This window comes from Listeria innocua (assembly GCF_028596125.1).
In the GTDB taxonomy this organism is placed as follows: Bacteria; Bacillota; Bacilli; order Lactobacillales; family Listeriaceae; genus Listeria; species Listeria innocua.
Genome location: NZ_CP117229.1, coordinates 2,678,544 through 2,701,621 on the forward strand (window position 1 = coordinate 2,678,544; position 23,078 = coordinate 2,701,621).

General features: G+C 39.0%; 19 protein-coding genes. 9 read left to right on the forward strand and 10 right to left on the reverse strand.

Translation table 11 applies throughout. The annotated features are described in order from the left end of the window. Positions 1-113 precede the first annotated feature (113 nt). The 3 genes from PQQ29_RS13955 to PQQ29_RS13965 all read left to right on the forward strand — a co-directional run bounded on the left by PQQ29_RS13955 (position 114) and on the right by PQQ29_RS13965 (position 4,057). The gene (locus PQQ29_RS13955) at positions 114-1,835 is read left to right on the forward strand and encodes an ABC transporter ATP-binding protein (RefSeq protein WP_010991432.1); all 1,722 of its coding nucleotides are present in this window, start codon (positions 114-116) and stop codon (positions 1,833-1,835) included. Beyond that, positions 1,835-3,607, forward strand: coding sequence for an ABC transporter ATP-binding protein (locus PQQ29_RS13960; RefSeq protein ID WP_010991433.1), 1,773 nt, complete (start codon positions 1,835-1,837; stop codon positions 3,605-3,607). Before PQQ29_RS13955 ends, PQQ29_RS13960 begins: the two co-directional genes overlap by 1 nt. 204 nt (positions 3,608-3,811) lie before the next feature. Next, positions 3,812-4,057: a hypothetical protein gene (locus PQQ29_RS13965; protein WP_187983817.1), complete on the forward strand. Its 246-nt coding sequence runs from the start codon at positions 3,812-3,814 to the stop codon at positions 4,055-4,057. 23 nt (positions 4,058-4,080) lie between these two features. On the opposite strand, the gene pbpD1 is transcribed toward PQQ29_RS13965, so the two are convergent. The 7 genes from pbpD1 to abc-f form a co-directional block, all read right to left on the reverse strand. After that, positions 4,081-5,418: a D-alanyl-D-alanine carboxypeptidase PBPD1 gene (gene pbpD1 / locus PQQ29_RS13970; protein WP_010991435.1), complete on the reverse strand. Its 1,338-nt coding sequence runs from the start codon at positions 5,416-5,418 to the stop codon at positions 4,081-4,083. A 176-nt stretch (positions 5,419-5,594) separates the two neighbouring features. Further along, the gene (locus PQQ29_RS13975; RefSeq protein WP_187983816.1) at positions 5,595-7,262 is read right to left on the reverse strand and encodes a CocE/NonD family hydrolase; all 1,668 of its coding nucleotides are present in this window, start codon (positions 7,260-7,262) and stop codon (positions 5,595-5,597) included. A 108-nt stretch (positions 7,263-7,370) separates the two neighbouring features. After that, positions 7,371-9,524: a DNA topoisomerase III gene (locus tag PQQ29_RS13980; RefSeq protein WP_187997222.1), complete on the reverse strand. Its 2,154-nt coding sequence runs from the start codon at positions 9,522-9,524 to the stop codon at positions 7,371-7,373. A gap of 22 nt (positions 9,525-9,546) precedes the next feature. Further along, positions 9,547-11,319: a DNA helicase RecQ gene (recQ, locus tag PQQ29_RS13985; RefSeq protein ID WP_187983814.1), complete on the reverse strand. Its 1,773-nt coding sequence runs from the start codon at positions 11,317-11,319 to the stop codon at positions 9,547-9,549. A 159-nt stretch (positions 11,320-11,478) separates the two neighbouring features. Then, complete coding sequence (gene guaB / locus PQQ29_RS13990; protein WP_003722118.1) at positions 11,479-12,945, reverse strand: IMP dehydrogenase; 1,467 nt, start codon at positions 12,943-12,945, stop codon at positions 11,479-11,481. A gap of 288 nt (positions 12,946-13,233) precedes the next feature. Continuing rightward, positions 13,234-13,764 carry an ADP-ribose-binding protein gene (locus PQQ29_RS13995; RefSeq protein WP_045553782.1) on the reverse strand — a complete coding sequence of 177 codons (531 nt, stop codon included), beginning with the start codon at positions 13,762-13,764 and terminating at the stop codon, positions 13,234-13,236. Positions 13,765-13,821: 57 nt separating this feature from the next. Then, the gene (gene abc-f, locus PQQ29_RS14000) at positions 13,822-15,432 is read right to left on the reverse strand and encodes a ribosomal protection-like ABC-F family protein (protein WP_187983813.1); all 1,611 of its coding nucleotides are present in this window, start codon (positions 15,430-15,432) and stop codon (positions 13,822-13,824) included. A 180-nt stretch (positions 15,433-15,612) separates the two neighbouring features. Here abc-f and PQQ29_RS14005 point away from each other — a divergent pair, with 180 nt between their 5' ends. Genes PQQ29_RS14005 through PQQ29_RS14030 form a run of 6 tightly spaced genes read left to right on the forward strand, consistent with a single transcriptional unit; the run spans position 15,613 to position 20,335 of the window. Further along, a complete protein-coding gene (locus PQQ29_RS14005) occupies positions 15,613-15,960 on the forward strand; it encodes a hypothetical protein (RefSeq protein ID WP_077904842.1) in 348 nt (115 codons plus the stop codon). Continuing rightward, positions 15,950-17,404, forward strand: a complete 1,455-nt coding sequence (locus tag PQQ29_RS14010; RefSeq protein ID WP_003772804.1) for a glycoside hydrolase family 1 protein — start codon at positions 15,950-15,952, stop codon at positions 17,402-17,404. The genes PQQ29_RS14005 and PQQ29_RS14010 overlap by 11 nt, the downstream gene beginning before the upstream one ends. Before the next feature lie 45 nt (positions 17,405-17,449). Next, positions 17,450-17,752: a PTS sugar transporter subunit IIB gene (locus PQQ29_RS14015; RefSeq protein WP_003725315.1), complete on the forward strand. Its 303-nt coding sequence runs from the start codon at positions 17,450-17,452 to the stop codon at positions 17,750-17,752. 33 nt (positions 17,753-17,785) lie between these two features. Next, on the forward strand, positions 17,786-19,138 hold the full coding sequence (locus PQQ29_RS14020; RefSeq protein ID WP_003725316.1) for a PTS sugar transporter subunit IIC: 1,353 nt from the start codon (positions 17,786-17,788) through the stop codon (positions 19,136-19,138). 11 nt (positions 19,139-19,149) lie between these two features. After that, positions 19,150-20,034 (forward strand): beta-glucoside kinase, encoded by an 885-nt coding sequence (gene bglK / locus PQQ29_RS14025; protein ID WP_010991440.1) that lies wholly within the window; start codon positions 19,150-19,152, stop codon positions 20,032-20,034. Continuing rightward, positions 20,027-20,335, forward strand: a complete 309-nt coding sequence (locus tag PQQ29_RS14030) for a PTS sugar transporter subunit IIA (RefSeq protein WP_003725346.1) — start codon at positions 20,027-20,029, stop codon at positions 20,333-20,335. The genes bglK and PQQ29_RS14030 overlap by 8 nt, the downstream gene beginning before the upstream one ends. Before the next feature lie 39 nt (positions 20,336-20,374). Here PQQ29_RS14030 and PQQ29_RS14035 read toward each other — a convergent pair whose 3' ends face one another. The 3 genes from PQQ29_RS14035 to PQQ29_RS14045 form a co-directional block, all read right to left on the reverse strand. After that, on the reverse strand, positions 20,375-21,109 hold the full coding sequence (locus PQQ29_RS14035) for a MurR/RpiR family transcriptional regulator (RefSeq protein WP_010991441.1): 735 nt from the start codon (positions 21,107-21,109) through the stop codon (positions 20,375-20,377). Between the two features lie 99 nt (positions 21,110-21,208). After that, positions 21,209-21,853: a DUF1129 domain-containing protein gene (locus PQQ29_RS14040; RefSeq protein WP_033533809.1), complete on the reverse strand. Its 645-nt coding sequence runs from the start codon at positions 21,851-21,853 to the stop codon at positions 21,209-21,211. A gap of 82 nt (positions 21,854-21,935) precedes the next feature. Continuing rightward, positions 21,936-23,066: an ABC transporter permease subunit gene (locus PQQ29_RS14045; protein WP_185550858.1), complete on the reverse strand. Its 1,131-nt coding sequence runs from the start codon at positions 23,064-23,066 to the stop codon at positions 21,936-21,938. Between the last annotated feature and the right edge of the window lie 12 nt (positions 23,067-23,078).

Here is a 23,078-nt window from a genome sequence, read left to right on the forward strand (position 1 = left end):
CCATATTTTCGCCATATTTAGAATTAGTGAAAAAATTACTTGCAAATTTTCACAAACTATATTAGAATATGTGTTCGCACGTCTTTATTTCCGTTTTCCAAGGGAGGAAAATCATGAAAGTATTGTTTCATCATCTTAAAAATTACAAGCTACAAGCAACATTATCTACTTTGTTTGTAGTAGTCATGGTTATCTCACAACTATGGCAACCAAAATTACTTCAGCAAGTCCTAGACGCCATCATGAAGGATAATATGGATGAAATTTCTTCCATAGGCGCACTTCTAATCGGTATTGCCGCAGTTGGCCTTATCGCTGGGATTCTAAACACGATTCTTTCTGCCAAAGTCGCTCAAGGTGTCGGCGCAGATATTCGTGAATCTAGTTTCCGTAAAATCCAAACATTTTCATTTAGTAACATTGAAAAACTTTCGACAGGTAATCTAGTTGTTCGACAAACAAACGATATTACCCAAGTACAAAATTTAGTGATGCTTTCACTACAGTCGCTAACAAGAATTCCGATTATGTTTATCGGGGCATTTATTTTAGCGATGTTTACTCTACCTGAATTATGGTGGGTAATTATTGTGCTTGTTGTACTCGTAGTGCTGATTGTTGTCTTCACATTTGGCTCTATGGGTAAACACTTTGCGATTATCCAGAAGTTAATTGACCGCGTAAATTCTATCGCAAAAGAAAACCTTGCCGGAATGCGCGTTGTTAAATCTTTTGTTCAAGAAGATAACGAAATCGGACGTTTCACAACTGTCAGTGACAAACTAACTCGTCACACTATCATTGTAGGAACTCTTTTTTCTGTCATGATTCCTGCATTTATGCTCGTTTCTAACTTAGCAATTGTTGTTTCTATTTTCTTCGTAGGTGACATGGCTGCTGAAAACCCAGAAGTTATCGGGGCTATCGCATCATTCATGAACTACTTAATGCAAATCATGATGGCAATTATTATCGGCGGTATGCTAATGATGATGGCCTCTCGTGCGCTTATTTCCTTGAAACGTATTACTGAAGTTCTCGAAACAGAACCAGATATTACATACAATGAAAATGCGCCTGAACAAGATTTAGAAGGTACTGTTGAGTTCCGTAACGTTAGTTTCAAATATGATGGTGACGATACACCTGCACTTGAAGATATTTCTTTTAAAGCGAATGTTGGTGAAATGGTCGGTATTGTTGGCGCAACAGGTTCCGGTAAATCGACTCTTGCCCAGCTAATTCCACGCCTTTATGATCCAACTGAAGGTGAAGTTATTATTGGTGGTACTAACCTAAAAGACATCAATAAGAAAACACTTCGTAGCACCGTTTCCTTCGTGCTCCAACGCGCAATCCTTTTCTCAGGAACAATCGCAGACAATTTACGTCATGGTAAAAAAGACGCGACAATCGATGAAATGGAACATGCAAGTAAAATAGCACAAGCGAAAGAATTTATTGATAAACAAGCAAAACTTTATGAAGCTCCTGTTTCTGAGCGCGGTAATAACTTCTCTGGTGGACAAAAACAACGTCTATCCATTACACGCGGAGTTATCGGTTCGCCGAAAGTACTAATTCTTGATGACAGCACAAGTGCCCTTGATGCAAAATCCGAGAAATTAGTCAAAGAAGCACTTAATAAAGAGCTAGACGACACAACTACTTTCATCATTGCACAAAAAATCTCTTCTGTTATTCAAGCAGATAAAATTCTCGTGCTCGATCAAGGTAAACTCGTTGGCGTTGGTTCCCACAAAGAACTTCTGAAAGAAAATGAAACTTACCGTGAAATTTACGACACTCAAAAAGGCAAGGAGGTAACCGCATAATGAAAGAGTTTAAACAAATTAGCCGCTTTTTCTGGCACTATCTGCGGGGTTATAAGCCTCAACTTTTTGTCATTTTAATTGCTGTAGTTTTTGCGACATACCTTCAAGTAAAAGCACCACAATATATTGGTAATGCTGTTCAAGAGCTTGGTGATTATGTTGTTCGTTTAATGCGAACAGGTGTTGATGACAAGAGCGACTTCATCCATATCATTTGGATGCTGATTCTCTGCTACGTACTGCTCGCTGCTGCCACTTTTATCCAAAGTATCATTATGACAGGGGTAGCTGGTAAATCGACGAACAGAATGCGTATAGGGCTTTTCCGCAAGATGGAAAAACTATCGATTCGTTTCTTCGATAGCCGCAATGATGGCGAAATGCTGAGTCGCTTCACTAGTGACTTGGATAACATTTCTAACACACTCAACCAAGCATTGATTCAAGTGCTATCAAACATTGCATTAATGATTGGTGTCATCATCATGATGTTCCAGCAAAATGTGGAACTAGCCTTTGTTACTTTAATATCTGCTCCATTTGCGATTATAATTGCGACTATAATCATTCGAAAAGCCCGCAAATTCGTTGATATTCAACAAGATGAATTAGGTGTTTTGAACGGCTACATTGACGAAAAAATTTCTGGTCAAAAAATTATTATCACAAATGGCTTAGAAGAAGAAACTATTGAGGGCTTTGTTAAACAAAATAATGTTGTTAAAAACGCAACTTACAAAGGTCAAGTTTACTCCGGTTTACTTTTCCCAATGATGCAAGGTATTTCATTATTAAATACAGCTATCGTTATCTTCTTCGGTGGATGGTTAGCTCTAAACGGCGACCTTGAACGCACAGCCGCTCTTGGTTTAATCGTTATGTTCGTTCAATATTCACAACAATTCTATATGCCACTAACACAAATTTCGTCCCAGTACAGCTTGCTACAACTAGCAATCACTGGTGCGCGTCGTGTTAGTGAAGTATTTGCAGAGGAAGAAGAAGTTGAACGCGAGAACTTACAAACAATTGATGGTATTAATAAAGGTGTTAAACTAGATCATGTTGATTTCGCTTATGACCCTGAAAAACCAGTTCTAAAAGACGTTTCAATTGATGTAAGTAAAGGTAAAATGGTGGCGCTTGTTGGACCAACTGGTTCTGGTAAGACAACTGTTATGAACCTTCTTAACCGCTTCTATAATGTCGACCGTGGTGCGATTCTCTTTGATGATATCGACATCCGCGACATTCGCCTTGATTCTCTTCGTAAACAAGTTGGTATCGTGTTGCAAGATTCCGTTCTATTTACAGGAACCATTCGCGATAACATTGTTTTCGGTAAGCCGGAAGCAAGCGACGAGGAAGTGATTAACGCTGCGAAACAAGCTAACATCCATGACTTCATTATGAACCTAGAAAAAGGTTATGAAACAGAAATCAGTGATGAAAACAATATTTTCAGTGTTGGTCAAAAGCAGCTTATGAGTATTGCGAGAACTATTATTACGAACCCTTCTCTACTAATTCTAGATGAAGCGACAAGTAATGTAGATACCGTAACCGAAAGCCGCATCCAAAAAGCTATGGACAACGTTATCTCCGGTAGAACTAGTTTCGTCATTGCCCATCGTTTAAAAACTATCCTTGATGCCGACCATATCGTCGTACTACATCAAGGTGAAGTGATTGAACAAGGTAACCATGATGAGCTGATGAAGGCGGAAGGATTTTATTCTGAGCTTTATCATAATCAGTTTGTTATTGAGTAGATAGACGCTTTTTATGGTCTGAAATAAATAGAAAAAAGGAAGTTCTCAAATGTTAAACATTGAGAACTTCTTTTTTTATTTCATCAGTTTCTTAGTTTTGAGTGGTTTTTTCTAGCATACAAAGTCTTCTTTTCATTTTCATCTCAGTAATTTTATGTTAACGTAATTTAGAACAGAAAAATAAAAACAGAGGTGAACATACATATGAATTTTAATCTTTTTGTTAGAAGTGGTTTTATTGGTCTTATTTTACTTTTTGTTATCCAGGTATTAGGGGTTGTAAGAGGGTTATTGATTCAATCTGGTTTTATGGATGGGAGCGTCAATCAGAGTTTACTGGGCACAAAGCTTATTATAGTGCCAATTATATTTTTTACTATTAGTATTGTTTTTTTCTTATTATGGTTTTATAAAGACTATCAAACAAATAAAAAAAAGTCGATTTCCTAGTTAAGGAAATCGACTTTTTTATGTTAATTAAACCAACCTTGCACACCATTAGAAACGTAGCTTCCAATGCCTTTAAAGAAAGAACCTACTGCTTGAGCGGAAAGTGCAAACCAGTTTGCCTTTTCGACATCGCCAGCAGTTAGTACTTTAATATTTTCTGTTTGTGTTCCATCAAGATAACCTAATTTGTCGCCATCTTTTAAGGATACTTCCATTTCGCCAACTTCCGTATTCTTTTTAACTGGTGCTTCTAAGGTTTTTTCTTTCAGTTTAACTTTAGTGCTTAATTTAGGTTCATTGTCGTTTTTTGGTACAACTAGCTTCACAGCATCTTTTGTGATAAGTCCAACTGTGTCTTCCTTACCTTTATCTACAGCGATTGTAGAAGGAATTTTCACTTTCGAGCCTGCTTTTTGTACTTCTTTTACTTTGAAATTGTTAAATGCATAATCTAGCATTTTGTTTGTTTCGTCAAAACGAGCACTCGTATGTTCACCTTTACCACCGCCGTTAGCATGAAGTACCACGGTAACAACTCGCATGCCGTCTTGTACAGCTGTTGCAGTCAAACACATTCCAGCGTAATCAGTAGTTCCGGTTTTCAAGCCATCGACACCTTTACGACCGTAAATTAATCCTGGTAGTAACCAGTTCCAGTTCGACATGTCAATTTGGTCAGATGTGCCTTTACGGAATTCTTTTTTCGTTGTACTAGCTGTTTTAAGAACATCAGGATAATCATCAATTAAGTGTTTCGCAAGCTTTGCCATCCCGCGAGCCGTCATCTTGTTCTCATCTGTTGGACCGCCCACTTGCTGGCCACCTTTTAAATCTTCATTGTTAAGTCCAGTCGAGTTAACAAATTGGTGATCGCCTAGTTTTAATTCTTCTGCTTTTTTGTTCATTAAATCAACAAATTCTTTTTCAGAACCCGCTATTTTTTCAGAAATGGCAATTGCAGCCCCATTCGCGGAATAAATCGCCATAGCTTCATATAATTCTTGAACACTATACTCTTCACCTAATCTAAGTGGAACATTCGATAAGGAAGTGTCTTGAGAAACTTTGTAGGCATATTCAGAAATAGTTACTTTATCGTCCCATTTCAATTGTCCTTTATCAATAGCTTCAAGTAATAAGTATTCATCCATCATTTTCGTCATGGATGCAATTCCCATTAGCTTATCAGCATCTTTTGAATATAAAATTTTACCAGTACTCTCTTCAATCGCGATTGCTGCGTTTGCATTTACATTTGGTGCTTCCGCGGCTTGTGCTGCTTTCGGACTTACTAAAAAGCCACTTACTGCAAGGGATGCTGCCATGATTACGATCCCTGTTTTTTTAATTATGTTTTTCACTGCAACTTCTCCTTCATTTGAGCAAATTATTGACTCATTTTATCTATATTTTAATCAAGAAACCTATTTTAAAATTCCCTTTTTGAATAAGTTTCATTTTTTTGACGGATACTTTCATATTTTACCATGATTTAGTAGTGCCGTATATAAAACTTTTCGCCCAAAAACCAAATTTTCTAGCGAACGATTGGCAGAAGAATATGTGACGGAAATTCAGGACTATGATAAATCGTTTGGCTCGCAATTTGGCTTTCGGTTGAATTAATAAAACTACCGCCCGTATTTGGGTTTGGATCGAATCTAGGGAAGTTGCTTGAAGAAATTTCAACGCGAATTTGGTGCCCTTTTTCAAAAAGATTACTTGTTGCCCATAAATCAATTGTATATTCATTAATTTTGTTTTGCACATTATCGCCGTGTTGTTTGTTAGCCCGGATAATGCCGTCTGCTAGGTTAAAGGCTGTCCCATCCGGGAAAACATCGACTAATTTAGCGGTGAAATCAGTGTTTGGCGCATCTGTTTTCGCCCATAGTTTTACTTGGATTGGTCCTGTAATTTCTAGCGACTCTTCAAGTGGAGCAGTTGAATAACAAAGAATATCGTTGCGCAACTCTAGGTGTTGCTGATCTCTGGGACCATCCGCATGTAGCTCTTTGTGTAAAGTTCCTCCGCCGTTTGAAGGCACCGGATTTTCCGGGTCATAACTGAATTTCGCTTTTGACTCTTTGGTTGGCGGAGTGAATTCTGCGCTTACTGTGCCTGTTTTAAAATAAAGTGGTGTCATAGCTGTATTTTCGGGTGGCCAAGTTTCAGCTGTTTTCCAATCGTTTAAGCCCATAACAAAATAATTAACTGCCGCCATTTCAGGTAGTGGCTCTTGTTTCAGCCAGTGATTAAACCATTCTATATGTCTTGCATGCATACTTGCCTCGCCCCATTTAGTAGCAGCTATGCCAAAGTCTCTATCTCCAATCATTTGTGCAAAATTGGCATGAGTCCATGGTCCGATGACTAATTTATCTCCAAGCTTACGGCTGTGACCATTTTGGAAATTAGCGATTGTTTTATCTAAAAAGCAGTCGTACCAACCGGCCACATGAAGCCCTGGAATATTGATTTTATCGTAATTGCTTTTCGCATCGATTTTTTGCCAGTGATTGTGGGTTGGTTCATAATTAAGTAACTCTGAAAAGTAAGGCATTTCTTCCCGCCCAATTGCTGGCCAGTCTTTGTATGGTTTAAATTTATATAATGATTCGAGATTATCTAGGTTTTTCATTAATGTATTTGCTGCTTGTTCTTGCTCTTCACGTGTACTGTATTTGCGAGTCAGCATGTTTGGAAGCATTGATTCTAAATTCCACGTTTCCCACATACCAAGCTCGAGCGCACCGTCATGGTCGTTAAACACGTCAGTCATACTATTTTGCGCCATAATTGGAGCAATAGTTTTTAGATGCTTATTACCGCTTATCGCAGCCAATATTTGCGTATAACCATAGTACGACAACCCGAACATTCCGACATCCCCATTAGAATAAGGCAAAGTTGCTGCCCATTCAATTGTGTCATATCCATCATCTACTTCTGCTATGTAAGGTACAAATTCGCCTTCTGATGTGTATCTACCACGAACATCTTGAACTATCACAATATAACCTTGCTCTGCCAAAATATTAGGACGGAGAAAATGGAGCCCATATGATTTGCTATAAGGTAATCTTGTAAGCAAAACTGGGTATTTTCCTTCATCGGCTGGACGATATATATCTGCGTAGAGAGTCACCCCATCTCGCATTTTGGCTGGAATATCTGTTTCTATTATTAATTGATTATGTTTCACGTGAAACATCTCCTTTTTAATATTGATTGCCATTTTATTGTTTCGTATACAGCAGACTATGTCAAACAAAGCGACCCACTCGATATGAGTGGGTCGCTTTGTTTGCGCTTATTTATCTAGCTTTAATTTTGCTAATGCTTCGGCCATTGGGTTGTTAAAAGGTTCATCATCTTGCTCTTTTTGTTTTTTCATAAACTTGGCCACGTCTGTTTTGGATACATTTTTGTTTTTCTGTTTATTGCGGCGCTCTTGGAAGGCAGTTAGCTTTTCACGATGTCCGCAAACACATACAAAAATCTGTTTATCCCCTTCACCGCGCATTTCCATACGTTTATGGCAGTTTGGACAGCGCGCATTGGTCGTTCTTGAAACTGATTCACGATGACCACATTCACGGTCCTGACAAACGAGCATCGTTCCGCGCTTACCTTTCACTTTTAGCATTGGCTTGCCGCAATCCGGACATTTTTGTGATGTAATGTTATCATGACGGAATTTTTTATCGTTTTGCTTTATTTCTGTTACTGCTTTTTTAGCATAATCCCGCATTTCCGCAGTAAATTTACGATAATCTAATTCTCCTTTTGCGATTTTGGATAGCTTTTGCTCCCATCGCGCAGTTAGTTCAGAGGATTTTAAATCTTCTGGAACTAATTCGAGTAATTGCCGTCCTTTAGATGTAATGTGAATTTCCTTGCCTTGTTTTTCTATGGCAAAACTATTGAAAAGTTTTTCGATGATGTCTGCTCGTGTAGCAACTGTTCCAAGACCACCTGTTTCGCCAAGAGTCTTGGCCAGTGCTTTACTCGTTGTTTCCATATATTTTGACGGATTTTCCATTGCTGACAGTAAAGTTGCTTCATTAAATCTTGCTGGCGGCTTTGTTTTTCCTGTTTCTAAATTTACACGCTTAACAGGAATTTTGTCGCCTTTTTTCATTTTAGTCAGTTGATCGGGTTCACGCGCCTCACCGTATATACTTTTCCAGCCTAAGGACTTAACAACCTTACCTTTTAAAGTGAAGTCTTCTTGACCGATTTTTGCTTTTACAGAGGTTTCTTCATAAATATATGGATCCGAAAGTACTGCTAAAAAACGTTTGACTACCAAATCATAAATTTTCCGTTCTTTATCGCTTAAATCTCCGAGTGAAACGGGCTGCTCGGTCGGAATAATGGCGTGATGGTCACTTACTTTGCTGTTATCTACAAACGATTTATTTGCTTTAATTGGTTTACCACTGATTTGGCGGGCAGCTTTGGCATTTTCGCCCACACCACAAGCTTCTAAACGCTCTTTTAGAGTAGGGACAATATCAGTTGAAATAAAGCGTGAATCAGTTCGCGGATAAGTTAATACCTTATGCCGTTCGTACAAGGTTTGCATAATATTAAGCGTTTCTTTCGCTGAAAAATCATATCTATTATTGGCATCACGTTGCAATTCGGTTAAATCATATAGCCCGGGTGAAAAAGTTTTCTTTTCTTTCATAGCAACGTCTGTAATTAACGCCGTTTCGCCTTGTAAAGATTTTACTAGTTTTTCAGCTAAATCCTTATCAAAAGTTTGTCCATTGTTCCACGTGAAACTTTCTTGCTCTGTTAACGCGGTAATTCTGTAGTATTCTCGCGGTTTAAAGTTACGTATTTCTTCTTCACGATGCTGAATCATTGCAAGCGTGGGTGTTTGCACGCGACCACAGGATAGTTGTGCATTGTATTTGGTTGTTAACGCGCGTGTAGCATTAATCCCCACTACCCAGTCAGCCTCAGAGCGCGCCACAGCAGAATGATACAGGTTTTCGTAAGCATTTCCTGGTTTTAAATGTTCAAATCCTTCTCGTATCGCCTTATCTGTTACGGAGGAAATCCATAATCTTTTTAGAGGTTTTTTGATTTTCGCATAATCAATAATCCAGCGAGCTACTAGTTCTCCTTCTCGCCCTGCATCTGTTCCAATAACAATGGTAGTTATATCAGTACGGTTCATCAATTTTTTAACTGTTTCATATTGTTTTCTTGTTTGTTTAATTGGTTCTAGTTTCATTTTTTCTGGAAGCATTGGTAAGTCTTCCATATTCCAATTCTTGTATTTTGGGTCGTAGCGTTCTGGATCGGCCAGTGTTACTAAGTGTCCTAACGCCCATGTTACTACGTATTTTCCGCCTTCTAAATAGCCATTTTTTCCTTGCTTAGCCCCGAGCACGCGGCCTATATCTTTACCGACAGACGGTTTCTCTGCCAGCACTAGTGTTTTTGTCATCTGTCAAACCCTCTCTTCTATCTTATTTTGCTGCCTCTTGTTGCAATACTGCCAAGAATTCAGCACCATATTTATCACGTTTCATCGCACCAATCCCTTTAACTTCAAGCAGCGCAACTTCCGTTTGTGGCATATACGCACACATTTCACGTAAGGTTTCGTCTGAAAAAATGATATAAGGCGGTACTTTGTGTTTCGCTGCTAGTTCGCGTCTGACCTCTCGTAATTTTTCGAAAAGATCACTACTTACATCCATTTTAACTTTTTCGGCACGTTTTGCTTGTTTACGCTCTACCTTTAGCTCGCCTCGTAGTACAGATATTGCTCGATCAGTAAGTTTAAGCGAAGGAAATTGACTATCTGTAGGCTGTAAATATTTTTCCGCTGTAAGGTAATCGATTAGTTGCAACACATCTTTTTGTGATGCATCTTTCATTAATCCATAGGTGCTAAGTTCTTCAAATCGCCAGTCTTTCACTTTCTGGTCAGCAGAACCTGTTAGAACCTTGGCAATTAATACTTTTCCGAAGCGTTCACCCATTCTTTTTATACACGAAAAAACTTGTTGCGCTAAAATTGTAATGTCTGTTGCCTCTCGCGTATCTAAACAATTGCTACACTTCCCGCAGTTTTCCTCGTCGTCACCAAAATACTGAACGATATACTTCTGCAAACAAATTTCTGTATAACCATAACCCGTCATTTGGCGTAACTTAGCGAATTCATTTTGTTTACGTTCATCATCCATTTCGGATTGCTCAATTAAAAACTGTTGAATACGACTATCTTGCGGAGAAAAGAGCAGAATACAATCGCTTGGAACGCCGTCTCGACCAGCCCTACCTGCTTCTTGATAGTATGCCTCGATATTGCGGGGAATATTATAATGAATGACAAAGCGCACATTGGATTTGTTAATGCCCATTCCAAAAGCATTCGTTGCTACAATTACACGAATATCATCATATAGAAACTTCTCCTGCCAATCTTTTCGAGCTATATCAGTCATTCCGCCGTGATACATACCAGATTCCACGCCTTTTTTAAGCAAGAAACTGTGTATCCGCTCTACTTCTTTACGTGTAGACGCATAAATAATACCTGATTCCGTCGAATTTTTCGTTAAATAATCAATTAAATACTTGTCTTTATCCTGACCTTTTACTACTTGAAATGCTAAATTATCTCTGGAAAATCCAGTTTTGATAACAGAATTTGGTTTTATTTTTAAAAGACGGCAAATATCGTCTGAAACAGCTTGAGTTGCTGTAGCAGTAAGCGCGATAACAAGCGGACGCCGAGCCATTTTATCTAAACTATCGCAAAGACTCAGATAACTTGGTCTAAAGTCATGACCCCACTGAGAGATACAGTGCGCTTCATCAATTGCAAATAACGCAATAGGCACTTGCTCGATTAATCGCTGAAAACCTGGCGTTTCAATTCGTTCTGGAGCAATATAAAGCATCTTTAGCTCCCCAGAAAACGCAGCATCTAACCGAATATCTATTTCTCTATTAGTAAGTGTACTATTAATAAAAGTAGCTGCAATGCCATCTGAGACTAGCGCATCTACTTGATCCTTCATAAGTGAAATTAGCGGAGAAACGACAATGGTTAAACCGTCAAAAAGAAGTGCTGGTATTTGGTAACAAAGTGACTTCCCGCCGCCTGTTGGCATGATTGCGAGCGTATCTTCACCAGCTGAAAGTTTCGATATAACATCTATCTGTCCATCTCGAAAGTCTTGATAACCAAAATTTTGCTGTAAAATAGCTCTTGCTTGTTCTATCATTATCTTTTTTCACGCCTCCTCTATAGAAACAGTATAGCGGTTTTAAGAACTTAATTGAAGCTTTTTGAGGAAATTCGTTTTTTCTGGGGGTTTTCTTATTTTATAGAAGAAATTAAAAAGCAGAAACCTCTTTTGGAAGAGATTTCTGCTTTTTCGACCTTAAGAAATGCTATAGTTCGGTGCTTCTTTTGTAATTTGAATATCATGTGGGTGACTCTCGCGTAGTCCGGCACCAGTCATACGAACGAACGCCGCCTCTTCACGAAGATGTCTTAAATCAGGTGAGCCAGTGTAGCCCATACCTGAACGAATACCGCCAACTAATTGGAAGATAATATCTGCCACGGAACCTTTGTAAGGAACGCGACCTTCGATACCTTCAGGAACAAGTTTTTTTGCATCAGCTTGGAAATAACGATCTTTAGAACCGTGCTCCATAGCTGCCAAACTACCCATACCACGATAAGTTTTGAATTGACGACCTTGGAAAATTTCTGTTTCACCAGGACTTTCATCTGTTCCAGCGAGCATACTTCCTAGCATAACTGCATTTCCTCCAGCAGCCAACGCTTTTACGATGTCGCCAGAGTATTTAATACCGCCATCAGCGATAATCGTTTTACCAAATTCGCGTGCAACAGTCGCGCAATCATAAATAGCTGTGATTTGTGGTACCCCAACACCTGCAACAACACGTGTCGTACAGATCGAACCAGGACCAATACCAACTTTAACAATATCCACGCCAACTTCAAATAGAGCACGTGCTCCTTCAGCTGTTGCAACGTTTCCGGCAACAATTACTACATCTTTAAAAGTTTGACGGATTTCAGATATTTTATTAATAACGCCTGCTGAATGTCCGTGCGCAGTATCAATTACAATCGCATCTACACCAGCTTCGATTAATTTTTCAACACGAACAAAAGTATCATTTGTAATCCCAACAGCAGCTGCTGCAAGGAGTCTGCCATGTTTGTCTTTGGCAGAGTTCGGGAATTCAATTACTTTTTCAATATCTTTAATAGTGATGAGACCTTTTAGGATGCCCGCCTCGTCAACAAGTGGTAATTTCTCGATGCGGTGTTTTTGCAAAATCTGCTCAGCTTGTTTTAAAGTAGTTCCAACTGGTGCTGTCACTAGGTTTTCTTTGGTCATAACATCTTTAATTACTGTAGAGTAGTCTGAAATAAAACGTAAATCACGGTTGGTTAAAATCCCAACTAGTTTGCGCTCCTTCTCGTTATTGACGATTGGAACACCTGAGATACGATATTTACCCATCAAATGCTCTGCAGCAAAAACTTGGTGGTCTGGAGTCAGATAAAATGGATCAATAATAACGCCGCTTTCGGAGCGTTTAACTTTCTCGATTTCTTCTGCTTGTTGTTCAATACTCATATTTTTATGAACAACACCGATTCCGCCTTGGCGCGCAATTGCAATCGCCATTTTAGCTTCCGTAATCGTGTCCATTCCGGCACTCCAAATTGGTACATTTAATTTGAGTGATGGAGCCATTTCTACACTTAAATCTACATCATTTGGTAATACGTCCGATTTCGCTGGAACAAGTAAAACATCATCAAATGTTAAGCCTTCTTTTGCAAATTTTGTTTCCCACATGGGTCGCAAACACTCCTTTTTTATTGGTACTAGCTTTTTTTATATAGAAAAAACGCATCATCTTCTCTTTATTTGTATAAAGAAAAAATGGTGGAAAATATCCACATCATGCGACTTGTCTTCTATAATCATGCTGAAATAGCCAATGTATATTTTTAGTTATTGAATATGATGTTACAAGAAGCTAGGGGCTATGTCAAGAAGGTTTTCCGTTGTTGTTTTATTCAGAAAATATAGTAAAAAATGTTTCACGTGAAACATTTTAAAAAGCCGTCTAAGAATGTTATCTTAAACGACTTCACTGTTTATTAATTTGTTGTATAATGTTAGATTTTCTTCGTCAAAACAAACAAAGCGTACTTCTTTTATACTTGAGTCATACTCTTCTTCCGCCCATTTGCGAACGGTATAAAGCGCTACTTCTGCCGCTAGTTTTTTAGGAAAACCATATACACCTGTAGAAATATTAGGAAAAGCAATCGAAGTTAAGTCTTTTCCGGCCGCTAAATCCAATGCTTTCCAGTAACAAGATGCTAATTTGTTAGCTTCTTGGTGCTCACCATCTTTCCAAATCGGTCCCACTGCATGAATGATATATCGCGCTTTTAAATCACCTGCAGAAGTGATTACTGCCTCACCCGCTGGACAAGAACCAATGCGATTAATAATTTCTTGGCATTCTTTTAATAAATCTGGACCGGCTGCTTGATGGATAGCACCATCCACTCCGCCACCACCTAGAAGTCCCGGATTAGCAGCGTTCACAATGACATCCACATTTTGTTCTGTAATATCGCCTTTTACAACTGTTATCTCCATACCATCACCTCTTTTCTTCATTCTAATTTATTTGGAGAGTGATTTCCAGCAAGGCGATTATCCTCGTTTACTAATGGCATAGCTATAATTACCTTCATACACTGTTAATTGCTTATTTTCGAGCCAAATTACTTTAGAACAGAGCTGATCAATAAAATAACGATCATGTGACACAGTAATAATTGTCCCGGTAAAAGTCCGGATTGCTTCTTCCAACACTTCACGAGATGCAATATCCAAGTGGTTGGTCGGTTCATCAAGAATAAGTGTATTCACAGGCATATTAATAAATTGAGCTAATCTAAGTCGCATCCGCTCGCCGCCGCTAATATTCGCGACTTTTCGGAAAACCATCTCCCCGTAAAACATAAAACCTGCTAGCATTTGCCTTGCTTCTCCCTCTGTCACTGCCACCTTATCTCGAAACGCTTCAAGCACTGTCATTTCTTCATTCAACTCTTCCATTTGTTGTGACAGCGAGGCAATTTTCACACTTGCTCCGACTTTCACCATTCCGCTATCCGGCTCCACTTTTCCTTCTATTATTTTTAATAAAGTGGATTTTCCTGCACCATTTTCACCAATAATTACCACTCGCTCGCCTTGTCTAATTTGTAAAGAAACATCCTGCACAATTTCTTTTTCGCCGAAAGATTTATTTAAATTCTCCATCACAACTACATCTTGTCCACTTCTGCTAGCTTCGTCAAATTGTAATTGCATTTGTTTTTGTGTTAATACAGGGCGCTTCACTTTTTCCATCCGTTCTAATGCTCGTTCCATATTTTTTGCCCGGCGAAACATGGCGTCGTTCGGCGGATTGGCTTGCATAGCCCACTGGCGCAACCTTTTTATGGCTTGCTGCATTTTTTTGATTTTCTTTTGTTGATCTTTATAGTCTTGGAATTCGCGTAATAGTCGTTCTTCCCGTTCTTTTAAATATCCGGAAAAATTCGTATGATAAACGATTAACTCGCGGTTCTCGAGCTCTACCATTTTCTGAACTACTTCATCTAAAAAGTAGCGATCATGGGAAACTACCAACACAGTTCCAGCATAATGTTGTAAAAATGTCGTCAACCACTCTACTGCCATTAAATCCAAATGGTTTGTTGGCTCATCCAAAAGTAACAAGTCCGTTTTCTGTAATAATAAATGGGCTAATGCTGCTTTTGTTTTCTCACCGCCACTTAAATCGCCCCATTTTTGAGGCAGTAACGCCCCAATACCAAGTCCGTTGACCACCTTGCTCAAGTTAGCGTCCATTTCATATCCACCAAGCTCACCAAACAAAGCCATTTTATCTCCGTAGCGGTTCATTAATTTTTCGCTTGAATTTGTTGCCATTTCTTCTTCTAATGCTCGTAATTCTTTTTCCAAATCCTCTAACTCACCAAAACTAGTTCGTAAATATTGTTCTACTATTATATTAGGATCCACCGTCGACAATTGCTCTAACAGCCCAATTTTCGCACCCTTTTTGCTGGTTACAATCCCGCTATCAACGCCCTCAGTTCCTTTTAAAATCTTCAAAATAGTACTTTTCCCTTCGCCATTACGACCAATTAAACCGACACGCTCGCCTTCCTCTAATTGAAGAGATACTTTCTCTAAAATAATATCTCCGGTAAAACTTTTAACTACATCATTCATTGCTACTATTGTCATTTTATCCTCCATTTATCCAAGGAAGCATGGCAAAATGTTTCACGTGAAACATTTTTTCAGACAACAAAAAAGCGTCAGACAAGCGCCCGACGCCAATTATAAGTATAATACTAATTTAGCACTATACAAACCGATTGCGTGACTCCATGCTTCTCTCATTTTTTCTAGTTATACAGTTTTTTGGGCAGACTTCACCAATGTAACTGCAATACCGGAAAAAATTGCACGGACAATATACAAAAATTTAGCTATACTAGTTCGCGCATTCAAAAGAAACATGTCATCTCACCTCTTTTCATTAATACATATAGAATAAGGGATGCTGCCTCAAATGTCAATTGTTCTCCCAATCACATGCACGAAACACAGCGTTTCAACTCAGAAACTTATACCATTGATATGAAACACGAACCCAAAGCATCAAAATCTATTTACCAATTAGTCGAAACCGTTTACATTAATAAGGCAAGCAAAACAAAAAACAGACTAATCGCACATAATTTTTGGAGGTGCCATAATGGAACATAATAAGTTGAAACCTTTCCCAAAAGATTTTCTATGGGGATCAGCTTCTGCAGCGTACCAAGTAGAAGGTGCCTGGGATGAAGATGGCAAAGGACCATCTGTATGGGATGAATTTGTTCGTATTCCTGGAACAACATTCAAAGAAACAAACGGAGACGTAGCGGTGGATAATTATCATCGTTATAAAGAAGATGTCGCGCTAATGGCTGAACAGGGCCTGAAAGCATATCGTTTCTCTGTCGCATGGAGTCGCGTTATTCCGCATGGTAACGGGGAAGTTAATGAAGCTGGACTAAAATTCTATGATAATTTGATTGATGAACTTCTTTCTTATGGAATTGAGCCAGTTGTTACACTTTACCACTGGGATATTCCGCAAGGGCTGCAAGACGAATATGGTGGATGGGAGTCGCGCCAAGTTATTGAAGATTTCACTAACTACTCCGCCCTTCTATTTGAACGCTTTAACGGCCGAGTTAAATACTGGGTAACACTTAATGAACAAAACGTATTTATCTCACACGGTTATAAATTAGCGTATCACCCACCTGGTGTTTCTGACGACAAGCGTATGTTTGCGGCAAATCACAATGCGAACTTGGCGAATGCTTCTGCAATTGCTAAATTCCGCGAGCTAGGTATTTCTGGAAAAATTGGACCAAGTTTCGCTTACGGACCAAGTTATTCTATTGATGCTAATCCCGCGAACGTGTTAGCTTCTGAAAACTCCGAAGAATTCAATGCCCATTTCTGGATGGATGTTTACACATGGGGTGAATATCCTACCGCTACTTGGAACTGGCTGGAAGAGCACGGTCTTGCACCGGAAATCTTACCAGGCGATACCGAACTTCTGAAAAAAGGGAAACCTGATTTCATGGGAGTTAACTATTACCGCTCAATGACTCATGCATTTAATGGGAAAGACGGCGTTGGTTCTGGGAAAATGAATACAACTGGCGAAAAAGGCACTTCCGAGGAAACTGGTGTACCGGGGTTATACAAAAACACCAATAATCCATACTTAGAAAAAACGAATTGGGACTGGGACATTGATCCAACTGGCTTGCGCATTGGCTTACGTAGAATTACTAACCGCTATAAATTACCAATCATGATTACAGAAAATGGTCTTGGTGAGTATGATAGCTTGACGGAAGACCACAAAATCCATGATGAGTACCGGATTGAATACATTCGCGCCCATGCTCTAGCAATCCAAGAAGCAATCACTGACGGTGTAGAAATGCTAGGTTACTGCACTTGGAGCTTCACAGATTTACTAAGCTGGCTAAACGGCTACCAAAAACGTTACGGTTTCGTATATGTTGACCGCGACGAAAACGATGAAAAAGAATTGAAACGCTATAAAAAAGACAGTTTTTACTGGTATAAAAAGACAATCGAAGCAAACGGAGCTAATTTAGTAGAAGAACAGGGCAAATAAGCCTTGTTCTCTCTCTGTTTCAACCATTTTGGGAGGGAAATTTTAATGAAAAAAATATTACTTGTATGTGCGGCCGGAATGTCGACAAGTTTACTCGTAACTAAAATGAAAGCGCACGCAACCTCTATTGGGGAAGAAATTGAAATTGAAGCATTGCCAGTATCAGAAGCTAGCAGCGTGGTAGATAAAATGGATATTGTTATGCTTGGACCTCAAGTCCGTTACCAAAAACCGCAAGTAGACGAACTCGTACAGGGACGTATTCCGGTTATTGTAATTGATATGAAAGATTATGGTATGTTAAATGGGAAAGCCGTTCTTGAAAAAGCTTTCGCGGAGATTGGGTAAGGAATTTTCATTTAAAAATAGGGAGGTTTTAAAATGAGTATAATGTCAAAATTCGAACACGGCATGGAACGTGTTTTAGTACCAGTAGCGAATAAATTGAACTCACAACGCCATATTGCAGCAATTCGTGATGCATTTATTTTAGTTTTCCCATTAATTATGGCCGGTTCAATTATCACTTTGATTAACTTTGCAGTGTTATCACCAGATGGCTTTATTGCAAAAATTTTATTCCTAGGGAAAATCTTCCCTAATTTAGCCGATGCACAGGCTGTATTTTCGCCGGTAATGCAAGGTTCTACCAATATTATGGCGATTCTGATTGTATTCTTAGTCGCACGGAATCTCGCCATCTTCTTTAAACAGGATGATTTGCTCTGTGGGCTTACCTCGATAGGTGCATTCTTTATCGTCTATACGCCTTATACAGTTGTTGACAACGCATCTTACATGACAATCAAATTCTTAGGTGCACAAGGGCTTTTCGTTGCTATTATCGTAGCGATTATTACTGGGGAAGTATTTAGTCGTCTAGCTAGATCCCCTCGTTTAATGATTAAAATGCCTGACCAAGTACCACCAGCAGTTGCTCGTTCTTTTAAAGTATTAATTCCAGTTATTATCATCACGATTCTTTTCTCTGTAATTAACTACTTAATCACTTTAATCGCTCCTGAAGGTTTAAATGACCTTGTTTACACAGTTATTCAAGCGCCACTTAAAGACATGGGAACTAACGTATTCTCTGTAATTATCATTGGACTTGTTTCTAACTTACTTTGGGTTCTTGGTATTCACGGACCTAACACAGTTGCGGCTATTCGTGACACCATCTTCACTGAACCAAACTTAGATAACTTATCTTACGTAGCACAACACGGCTCTGCTTGGGGAGCTCCATACCCTGCAACATGGGCTGGTTTAAATGACGGATTTGCAAACTATGGTGGATCTGGTATGACATTAGGTTTATTAATCGCCATCTTCATTGCTTCTCGTCGTGCAGACTACCGCGATATTGCGAAACTTTCTCTTGCACCAGGGATTTTCAACATCAATGAACCTGTTATTTTCGGTTTACCAATCGTATTAAACCCAATTATGGTTATTCCTTTCATCATTACACCAGCAATCAATACATTAATTGGTTACTTCTTTATCTCAACAAAACTTATTCCACCTGTCGCCTATCAAGTGCCTTGGACAACTCCAGGACCACTGATTCCATTCCTTGGTACAGGAGGAAACTGGCTCGCGCTTCTGGTCGGCTTACTCTGTCTAGCCGTCGCAACAGTCATTTATCTACCATTCGTACTTGTATCTAACAAAATTGCCGCGAGTGATGCTGCAATGGATAAAAATGCAACAGCCTCAACGGAACAATAGGATGTGACAAAATGAAAATTGCAGCATTTGATATTGGTGGAACGGCCCTTAAAATGGGGGTCGTTTTGCCGCATGGTGAAATTATATTAACAAAATCAGCCGAAATAATCGCTAGTGATGGTGACCAGATTTTAGCAGAAATGAAGCTGTTTCTTGCTGAAAATACGGACGTGACAGGGATTGCCGTTAGCGCACCCGGCTACGTCAACCCAAAAACCGGACTCATCACAATGGGCGGCGCTATCCGCAGATTTGATAACTTTAATTTGAAAGAATGGCTCGAAGCGGAAACCGGTCTTCCTGTTGCCATCGAAAATGACGCCAACTGCGCCCTACTTGCTGAAAAATGGCTTGGAAAAGGACAAGATTTGGATGATTTTCTTTGTTTAACTATCGGAACTGGGATTGGTGGCGGCATTTTTTCTAATGGCGCATTAGTTCGTGGTGGTCGTTTCCGGGCTGGTGAATTTGGTTATATGTTTAGTGAACGCCCAGGTGCTTTTCGTCCTGGAAAATATACATTAAATGAAACTACTACTATGCTCGTTCTTCGCAGACAATATGCCCAGCTAACCGGACGACCGTTGAAAGAAATTACTGGAGAAGAGATTTTTGCAAATTATGATGCGCATGATCCTATCTCAGAACGTCTTATTAATGAGTTTTATACCGGAATTTGTACGGGACTTTATAATTTAATTTACCTGTTCGATCCAACGCATATCTTTATTGGCGGCGGAATTACAAGTCGCCCTACTTTTATCACGGAGCTAAAGCATCATATGGCGAGCTTTGGGCTGCGTGACACGATTATCGAAACAGCAACACATAAAAATCAAGCTGGCCTACTCGGCGCAGTGTATCACTTTTTACAGGAGGAAAATAGACATGAATGAAATGGAAACAGTAATTTTTGGCATGATTAGTCAAGTTGGTTCTGCGAGAAGCAGTTACTTAGAAGGGCTTCGTGCGGCTCGTGAAGGCAATTTCGAGGAAGCGGAAGCAAAACTACAAGAAGGCAGCGAAACTCTCGCAAACGGTCACCACGAGCATCATAAGCTAATCCAAAAAGAAGCTTCCGGTGAAAAAGTGGAAATTCAGTTATTGCTAATTCATGCAGAAGACTTACTCATCACAACAGAAACATTAAGAGAAGTTGTCACTGAGTTTGTTCACGTATACAAGAAAATAAGCTAATAAAAAAGCGTGTAGACGACAAAATCTACACGCTTTTTATTATTCTAGCTGTTCTTGATTATAATTTTTCTTCGCCATCGCTTCTAGTAAAAACAACACCGGAATTTGCGTCGTAATATTCGTCTTATCAACCATTTCTTGCGTGACGTAATACGGGATATTGACATCAGATAGCTCGGCAAGCGTATTATGGCTTGTATTGGTGATACTAATAATCCGACTGCCATATTGCTGCATATTTTGCGCCTGTTCAAGAACCTGGTCCGTCTCACCAGACACAGATAATATAATCATCACTGCTTTATTTTTAAATTGCTCTCCCGGGTTAGGATAAAATGGATCTTTAATATAAAAAGTTCGCTTCTTCATATTGGAGAAAAAACGACTGCCATATTCTGCTAAAATTCCTGAGGTTCCGATTCCGAAAAAAACGACTAAATCGGCTTCATTAATAATTTCCGCCGCCGCGTCTAGTACATGATCGTAATCTCGATTCATTGTCCGTTCAAAGAATTCCTCTAAAACTTCCACTGTATCTGCTGTTTTTTTCTTTACCTCGCGTGTCGCTTCTTGTTTTAGCTTCACTTTAAATTCCGAGAAGCCCTCACAGCCCAATTTTCTAGTAAAACGAACGATGGAAGCTGGCGAAACATGCGTTACTTCCGAAAGTTCGCGCACTCTCATAAACATAACTTTGTCCCGATTGTCCATTATGTAACGGTATAAATGGTGTTCTGTCTCTGTAAATTGCCTAATCACTTCATACGAAAACATAAATTTATTCACCTCATCTGTATCAGTATTTCCCGGGAAATAAAAACAGGTGACCACCTCGCAATATGCAATTTAGGTCACCTGTCCGTGTCCATCTTCTTATAAGGATGGAATATTTTTCTTTTTCTTCACATAGAAACGTAGGGCAATAATAATTGCACCACCAACTGTGTTAACAATCGGACTTAACGCTACATTGATATTTGGAGGAATTGTCACTTGAACAATTGTCATTACAAACATCCATACCGCAATGACTCCAACTGCTACTAGTAAGTATTTTATCGTTCCACCTTTTTGGCCTGCACGCATATTAGATGCGTATTTACGTAAGATAAGCATTGCAAAACCACCGACAACAGCAGTGATTACTAAGACAATAATTCCTAAAGTTTGTGCATTTTTTTGGAAATAAGCACTAATTCCAGAAATCAGCATCATCGCTCCAAGTACAAGGAGTCCGCCGTCAAGTACAAGCCACCATTTGTCTGTATTTTGCTCAACTGGTGCAGCTTTTACATCTAAAGAAACAACATATTCTGTTGGTGTTAAATTAAATAATTTTCGCGCTGTTATGCCTTTTTTCTGTTCGGCTAAAATCTTTTCACACATTTCGTAAATAATGATTTCTTGTTGCTCTTCATCGTAATGAGTTCCTCGCAAATGCTTTTCAACTTCCATTACGTATTGCAAATTCCGCTTTGTTAAACTAGCCTTTAAATCAGCTACTGGCGGTTTATTCATTTCTGTGGTCAATGCTAAATCCTCCCTCACTTATTCTACCCTCTATTATACCGGACTTACCTACTATAAAAAAGCTATTTTTTTAATTCGTTTTAGACATTTGGAAAAGTCCGCGCATTTTGTTTAAAATGTAAAGTGCTAAAGCAAAACTAGCAATCGTCGCCCCGATTCCCCACGAAAGATAACCAATAAAACTTAATTCTGTATCAGCCACCGCTAGATTAGCTGTTGCCATACCAATAAACAGTGAGAACAAGATAAGAAACGGCCATTTCACCCAAGAAAAAGCAAATAAATAACCATTACGCTCGATATGTTGTTTTTTGTATAGAACTAAAATAGCAAGGACCATACAAACGCTTAACACCCCGCTAAAAATAACCGCTCCGAGCGAGGCCGATTCAAAAGAAAATGGAGAAAAGACGTTCACATAGTCCTCAAATCTAAGGAGATTAGTCATACCAGCTTCTCCTCCGTGTGGCCAAATATATTTATATAGATTATCCAAAGTTGGATTCAACACATTTGGTAGTAACATTACACCAAACGCCACCACAGCAGCTGCAATAGGCGATCCAATTAGTAGTCCAATTAAAATAGCGACTAAAAAGATAAGAATATAAGTAAATAAACCACCCACAATATCTGTCCAAAATTTCGCCATTTCTAACTGTATATACTCTGTTGGTATATGCCTGAAAAAGTAAGTTAAACCAATTCCAATAGACACAAGATAACTAAGCGTAATCGTAGCTATCCCCATAATCATTTTAACGCCAATAATATGCGTCCGCTTATATGGCAAAGATGCCGTAAATCGATTTGCCCGAGTATATCGCTCAAAGATAACCGCTAACACCCCAAGAATAAACACACTTGCTTTAATTAAAGTAAAAAACATCTCTAATTGAAAATAAAACATAAAAGGCATGTACTCAACATATTCTTCTTGCACAAAATTTGTATACATCGGAATAGCTAAATAAGCTACTGTCAAACTCGTTTTCATTTCTTCATCAGAAGTTTTAAATTCCGGGTTTTCTTTTTGTTGTTTTATAAAGTCACTAGATTCGTAAAAATCCTTTTGACTTTGCCACCGTTCTGCATCTGAAACGAGCCCTAAAGCAATCCCCAGAAAAAACAATATCGCTACGCCTAGAAGCATCCATCTCATATTACGCCACTCTCGATACCATAACCCTCGATTAAACATTATTCGCTTCAT

What these genes read in the sequence shown, in the direction of transcription:
- guaB (WP_003722118.1), bottom strand. Translation starts at nt 12,945, where the DNA reads ATGTGGGAAACAAAATTTGCAAAAGAAGGCTTAACATTTGATGATGTT.
- PQQ29_RS14030 (WP_003725346.1), top strand. Translation starts at nt 20,027, where the DNA reads ATGAATGAAATGGAAACAGTAATTTTTGGCATGATTAGTCAAGTTGGT.
- PQQ29_RS14045 (WP_185550858.1), bottom strand. Translation starts at nt 23,066, where the DNA reads ATGTTTAATCGAGGGTTATGGTATCGAGAGTGGCGTAATATGAGATGG.
- PQQ29_RS14040 (WP_033533809.1), bottom strand. Translation starts at nt 21,853, where the DNA reads ATGAATAAACCGCCAGTAGCTGATTTAAAGGCTAGTTTAACAAAGCGG.
- PQQ29_RS13955 (WP_010991432.1), top strand. Translation starts at nt 114, where the DNA reads ATGAAAGTATTGTTTCATCATCTTAAAAATTACAAGCTACAAGCAACA.
- PQQ29_RS13980 (WP_187997222.1), bottom strand. Translation starts at nt 9,524, where the DNA reads ATGACAAAAACACTAGTGCTGGCAGAGAAACCGTCTGTCGGTAAAGAT.
- PQQ29_RS14015 (WP_003725315.1), top strand. Translation starts at nt 17,450, where the DNA reads ATGAAAAAAATATTACTTGTATGTGCGGCCGGAATGTCGACAAGTTTA.
- PQQ29_RS14035 (WP_010991441.1), bottom strand. Translation starts at nt 21,109, where the DNA reads ATGTTTTCGTATGAAGTGATTAGGCAATTTACAGAGACAGAACACCAT.
- bglK (WP_010991440.1), top strand. Translation starts at nt 19,150, where the DNA reads ATGAAAATTGCAGCATTTGATATTGGTGGAACGGCCCTTAAAATGGGG.
- PQQ29_RS14020 (WP_003725316.1), top strand. Translation starts at nt 17,786, where the DNA reads ATGAGTATAATGTCAAAATTCGAACACGGCATGGAACGTGTTTTAGTA.
- PQQ29_RS13965 (WP_187983817.1), top strand. Translation starts at nt 3,812, where the DNA reads ATGAATTTTAATCTTTTTGTTAGAAGTGGTTTTATTGGTCTTATTTTA.
- abc-f (WP_187983813.1), bottom strand. Translation starts at nt 15,432, where the DNA reads ATGACAATAGTAGCAATGAATGATGTAGTTAAAAGTTTTACCGGAGAT.
- PQQ29_RS13995 (WP_045553782.1), bottom strand. Translation starts at nt 13,764, where the DNA reads ATGGAGATAACAGTTGTAAAAGGCGATATTACAGAACAAAATGTGGAT.
- recQ (WP_187983814.1), bottom strand. Translation starts at nt 11,319, where the DNA reads ATGATAGAACAAGCAAGAGCTATTTTACAGCAAAATTTTGGTTATCAA.
- PQQ29_RS14010 (WP_003772804.1), top strand. Translation starts at nt 15,950, where the DNA reads ATGGAACATAATAAGTTGAAACCTTTCCCAAAAGATTTTCTATGGGGA.
- PQQ29_RS13960 (WP_010991433.1), top strand. Translation starts at nt 1,835, where the DNA reads ATGAAAGAGTTTAAACAAATTAGCCGCTTTTTCTGGCACTATCTGCGG.